This window comes from Suttonella ornithocola (genome assembly GCF_001889065.1).
Lineage (GTDB): Bacteria > Pseudomonadota > Gammaproteobacteria > Cardiobacteriales > Cardiobacteriaceae > Suttonella_A > Suttonella_A ornithocola.
Genome location: NZ_LWHB01000195.1, coordinates 1 through 3,320, shown reverse-complemented (window position 1 = coordinate 3,320; position 3,320 = coordinate 1). Strand labels below are relative to the sequence as shown.

The 3,320-nt window shown below is 38.8% G+C and carries 5 protein-coding genes; 3 read left to right on the top strand and 2 right to left on the bottom strand.

All coding sequences use genetic code 11. The features are described 5' to 3' along the window. Window positions 1–129: helix-turn-helix domain-containing protein (locus A5N85_RS17865; protein WP_143143297.1), on the bottom strand; the 129-nt coding region annotated here is incomplete at its 3' end. A gap of 318 nt (window positions 130–447) precedes the next feature. Between A5N85_RS17865 and groES the strand changes: the two genes are divergently transcribed. The 3 genes from groES to A5N85_RS12630 all read left to right on the top strand — a co-directional run bounded on the left by groES (window position 448) and on the right by A5N85_RS12630 (window position 2,976). Continuing rightward, entirely contained in the window at window positions 448–735 is a 288-nt protein-coding gene (groES, locus tag A5N85_RS12640; protein ID WP_072577529.1) for a co-chaperone GroES, read from the top strand. 37 nt (window positions 736–772) lie between these two features. After that, the gene (gene groL / locus A5N85_RS12635) at window positions 773–2,413 is read left to right on the top strand and encodes a chaperonin GroEL (RefSeq protein ID WP_072577528.1); all 1,641 of its coding nucleotides are present in this window, start codon (window positions 773–775) and stop codon (window positions 2,411–2,413) included. Window positions 2,414–2,673: 260 nt separating this feature from the next. Then, window positions 2,674–2,976 (top strand): IS630 transposase-related protein, encoded by a 303-nt coding sequence (locus A5N85_RS12630; protein ID WP_072577527.1) that lies wholly within the window; start codon window positions 2,674–2,676, stop codon window positions 2,974–2,976. 141 nt (window positions 2,977–3,117) lie between these two features. On the opposite strand, the gene A5N85_RS12625 is transcribed toward A5N85_RS12630, so the two are convergent. Continuing rightward, on the bottom strand, window positions 3,118–3,320 hold a 203-nt coding region (locus A5N85_RS12625), incomplete at its 5' end, for a transposase (protein ID WP_249023978.1).

Sequence of the window (3,320 nt, the reverse complement as noted above, 5' to 3'; positions counted from 1 at the left end):
ATGGGGATTTTTAATCCAGCTATAGACGGTGAATTTGCTGATCTTGTAGCGCTTTGCAACAGCGCGCCAAGTTTCTCCATTAGCAATATCGTTAAGAATTTTCTGTCGGAATTGGCGACAGTAGGTCATAGGATATGCTCAGTTTGTTTTTGATAATTCTACTACAAGTTGTTCTTTAATATCTGCTTTGGATAGATTGGATTATAAGTGATTTGACTATAACTTCTCCAGCGTTAGAAGTGCTTTCACCGTGACGAATAATCCAAAGATGTTTCATATTTCTCTTTTGTCTGTTTATAAAAAGAAAAATATTTTGCCATGTTGATAGTTCTTGTTTAATTTATTACATTAAATTAAGATTTCTTGAATTTGGTTTGTTTAACCCAATTAAGGTGAAATATCAAAGTTCAGCCAGCTTGCTGGTATTTTTTAATTTAGGAGTATTTTATGAATTTGCGTCCATTACACGACCGTGTGATTGTTAAACGTCAAGAAGAAGAAAAAACAACAGCTGGAGGTATCGTTCTTCCAGGTTCAGCTGCTGAAAAGCCTTCTCAAGGAGAAGTAATTGCAGTAGGCGAAGGAAAAGTGCTTGAAAATGGAACCAAACAAGCAATGAACGTTAAAGCCGGCGATAAAATTCTTTTCGGAAAATACAGCGGTAGCGAAGTTAAAGTAGACGGTGAAGACTACATCATTATGCGTGAAGATGAAATCTTTGCAGTTATCGAATAAGTTTTAATAAAAGTTTAATTTTTAGGAGTAGTTATATATGGCAGCTAAAGAAGTTCGTTTCGGCGAAGATTCTCGTAAGGAAATGCTAAAAGGCGTTAATATTCTTGCAAACGCAGTAAAAGTCACTTTAGGACCTAAAGGTCGTAACGTTGTTTTAGAAAAATCATTTGGCGCACCAACAGTAACTAAAGATGGTGTTTCAGTTGCAAAAGAAATTGAATTGGAAGATAAATTCCAAAACATGGGCGCACAGCTTGTTAAAGAAGTGGCTTCTCAAACCAACGATGCAGCTGGTGACGGTACCACAACTGCAACAGTTCTTGCGCAAGCAATCGTAACTGAAGGTTTAAAATCTGTTGCAGCAGGTATGAACCCAATGGATTTAAAACGTGGTATTGATAAAGCGGTTGCAGAAGCTGTTAAAGTACTACACGATATTTCAGTTCCTTGTGATGACAGCAAAGCAATTGCTCAAGTAGGAACGATTTCAGCTAACTCAGATGAAACTGTCGGCGCAAAAATTGCTGAAGCAATGGAAAAAGTTGGTAAAGAAGGTGTTATTACCGTAGAAGAAGGTCAAGGCTTAGAAGACTCTTTAGAAGTTGTTGAAGGTATGCAGTTTGATCGTGGCTACTTATCACCATACTTCATCAATAACCAACAAACACAGTTAGTCGAGTTAGATAATCCACACATCTTATTACACGATAAGAAAATTTCTAACATCCGTGACTTATTACCAACATTAGAAGCTGTTGCTAAATCAGGTCAGCCATTATTAATTATTGCTGAAGATGTAGAAGGCGAAGCTTTAGCAACATTAGTCATCAACTCTATGCGTGGTATCGTAAAAGTTGCTGCTGTTAAAGCACCAGGTTTTGGTGACCGTCGTAAAGCAATGCTTGAAGATATCGCTATCCTCACTGGTGGACAAGTAATTTCTGAAGAGTTAGGTATGACTTTAGAAAGCACTACTTTAGACCAATTAGGTACAGCGAAAAAAGTAACCGTTGGAAAAGAAAATACCACTATTATTGGTGGCAACGGTGAAAAATCAGCAATTGATGCTCGTGTTGCAACCATTCGCACTCAAATCGAAGAATCAACTTCTGATTATGACCGTGAAAAACTTCAAGAGCGTGTTGCTAAACTAGCTGGCGGTGTTGCTGTCATTAAAGTTGGTGCAGCGACTGAAGTAGAAATGAAAGAGAAAAAAGACCGCGTAGAAGATGCTTTACATGCAACTCGTGCAGCGGTTGAAGAAGGTATCGTTCCCGGTGGTGGTGTTGCCTTAATTCGTGCGGTTAATGCGATTGCAGATTTGAAAGGTGACAATTATGATCAACAAGTGGGTATTGATATTGCACGTCGCGCCATGGAATATCCATTACGTACTATCGTTCAAAATGCTGGCGGTGAAGCAGCGGTCGTTGTCGATAAAGTTAAGGCTTCTAATGGTAATGAAGGCTATAACGCAGCAACCGGTGAATACGTTGACATGGTTCAAGCAGGTATTATTGACCCAACTAAAGTAACGCGTAGCGCATTACAAAATGCAGCTTCTGTTGCTGGTTTGATGATTACCACTGAAGCAATGATTGCTGAACTTCCAAAACCTGAAGCAGCTGCACCGGATATGGGCGGAATGGGTGGAATGGGCGGCATGGGAATGATGTAATAGCTCTTTCTACCTTATCCAAAAATCCCCGTTTGTATACGGGGATTTTTTATGGAATATTTGCTTATCGTTATAGTGAAAGACTACTACTAGAATAGTTACAGTGTTAAGATAGATGAATAAAGTAAGCACACATACTATTACTGGAATAGCGATCTAATTTCTGTGACTCTTTTATTAGCCTTTGGCTATATATTGTTATCAGCTAAAAAACAGAACGTTCTATAGTAAAAGTCCACTAAACAAGTTACACCAACTGAATGGCATACTCATCAGACTATCGACAAATGATATTGACCAAGCTCAAAGAAGGCGCAAGCTTTCGGGAGTTAGCAGAAGAATATCAACTCAGCCCAACAACCATACAACGTTGGAAGAAGAATCCTGAACGTAAGAAACGCGTATTTAAACCCCTAAAAATAGATAATGAGCTTCTGAAAGCAGATGTCAAAGCTTATCCCGATGACTACCAATGGGAACGAGCGCAGCGATTTGGTTGTAGCCAAAAATCTATCAGTCGTGCGTTAAAAAGAATTGGGATGACGCTTAAAAAAAGACGGTAAATCATCCAAAAGCAGATAGCGCAAAACGGGCATCATTTCTTAAGCAGTTAAGAGAGCTCAAACAAGCTGGAAAAAAGATAGCTGACTTAGATGAAAGTGGTTTTAAATCACATGAGAGCAGAGGTTATGGTTATAGTGCAATCATCTAAAACCCAACCCAATCCAAAGCAGATAAAAGCATAAAGTATCAATACAATCCATCCGCCATTCTTTGCGTATTTGCTTAATCCAAGCCCACATCTTTTCAATGGGATTTAAGTCTGGACTATAAGGGGGTAACCAAACTATCTCATGCCCATGCTCTTCAATGATTGCTTGAATATCACTGCGTTTATGAAAAGCGG

Bases quoted from the DNA above. Each gene is read 5' to 3' on its own strand.
- groES (WP_072577529.1), top strand. From the start codon at position 448: ATGAATTTGCGTCCATTACACGACCGTGTGATTGTTAAACGTCAAGAA.
- A5N85_RS12630 (WP_072577527.1), top strand. From the start codon at position 2,674: ATGGCATACTCATCAGACTATCGACAAATGATATTGACCAAGCTCAAA.
- groL (WP_072577528.1), top strand. From the start codon at position 773: ATGGCAGCTAAAGAAGTTCGTTTCGGCGAAGATTCTCGTAAGGAAATG.